Annotated in this window: 3 protein-coding genes; all 3 read left to right on the top strand. The window is 72.2% G+C overall.

The window, feature by feature from the left end:
- A partial coding sequence (locus tag NON22_RS24700; RefSeq protein ID WP_257389629.1) for a hypothetical protein occupies window positions 1-204 on the top strand: 204 nt, incomplete at its 5' end.
- A 124-nt stretch (window positions 205-328) separates the two neighbouring features.
- Window positions 329-658: a hypothetical protein gene (locus NON22_RS24695; RefSeq protein ID WP_257389628.1), complete on the top strand. Its 330-nt coding sequence runs from the start codon at window positions 329-331 to the stop codon at window positions 656-658.
- Between the two features lie 15 nt (window positions 659-673).
- Window positions 674-886, top strand: coding sequence for a hypothetical protein (locus NON22_RS24690; protein WP_257389627.1), 213 nt, complete (start codon window positions 674-676; stop codon window positions 884-886).
- Window positions 887-1,095: the final 209 nt, after the last annotated feature.

The following is a 1,095-nucleotide window of genomic DNA, read 5'->3' as shown; positions in this document are numbered from 1 at the left end:
GAGGCCGACGGCGACGTCAGCGCCCGCGTGCGCGCTGCGGCGCGTCTGGCGCTGGCCGTCGCGCTTTGTCGCCACGGCGCGGCGACGGAAGGCCGCACGTTGCTCGACGCAAGCACCGGCGAGCTGCTGGCCGATGTCCACGTCGCGCCGGGCGAGCGCGCCTGGTACGCGCGCCAGGCGCTGGCCTGCGCGCCGCCGCACTGATTGCATGGGCCGTAAGGCCTGCATCGGCGCATTCCGCAATCACTGCAACAGATCGCGTTGACCGCGGCCGCAGCGGCTTCTTAGCCTGGAAACGCCGCGCTCCGCGGCTCCGGGGAGAACCGTCATGCCGCTGCTGCGCCGCGTTGCCCTGTCCGTCCTGCTGTCGTCGCTGCCGCCGCTGGCCGATGCGGGCGCGAGCATTGCCGCCAATCCCGGCGAAACTCCGGTCACCGCGCCGGCCGCGAACACCGACGGCTCGGCCGCCCCCGAGCGCGGCGCCTACCGCTTCGTCGACGTGTCACGCCAGGACAGTTTCGAGCAGCAGGTCGCCGCGCTGCGTGCCGAGATGAAGCCCGGCGGCCGCTTCGAGTTTCTCAGGAGCAAGGATCGCCGCGAAGTCGAGAAGCAGTTCAAGGCGATCGCCAAGGTGCTCGAGCGCCGGCTCGACCGGTAGCTCGACGACGAGGACATGCTGGAGGTCTATTCGGCGCAGGAGACCGTCAACGCGATCCTGACCCGGAACGACGGCCGCCGCATGATCTGCGAACGCCGCGCGCCGACCGGCTCCAACCGCAAGGAGCTGCAGTGCGCGCCCCTGGCCGACCGCGAACGCGCGCACAAGGAAACGCGCAACCTGATGCGCGAGAACCTCGACAAGGGAATGATCACGCTCGGCCGCTGAAGCCGGCACGCGGCCGAGGCATTCCACGTCGCGGCCGCAGGACTTCGCTTCCGGACGCGGCGAGCCTGAAGCGCCGACAGCCGCCAGCGAAGCCGCTACCGCGCGGCAGCCGGACGGCCCCCTGCCAGGCGCGTCCGGCTGCCGGCGAGGACCCAGGCCCGGAACGGCGCGGCCGACGGGATCGGCCGTTTGCGCGCCGCGGACCGAGG

The sequence above is a fragment of the Tahibacter caeni genome (genome assembly GCF_024609805.1).
In the GTDB taxonomy this organism is placed as follows: Bacteria; Pseudomonadota; Gammaproteobacteria; order Xanthomonadales; family Rhodanobacteraceae; genus Tahibacter; species Tahibacter caeni.
This window is presented reverse-complemented; position numbering and strand designations above follow the sequence as displayed.

Excerpts from the sequence above, each read along its gene's own strand:
- NON22_RS24695 (WP_257389628.1), top strand. The coding sequence starts at position 329 with ATGCCGCTGCTGCGCCGCGTTGCCCTGTCCGTCCTGCTGTCGTCGCTG.
- NON22_RS24690 (WP_257389627.1), top strand. The coding sequence starts at position 674 with ATGCTGGAGGTCTATTCGGCGCAGGAGACCGTCAACGCGATCCTGACC.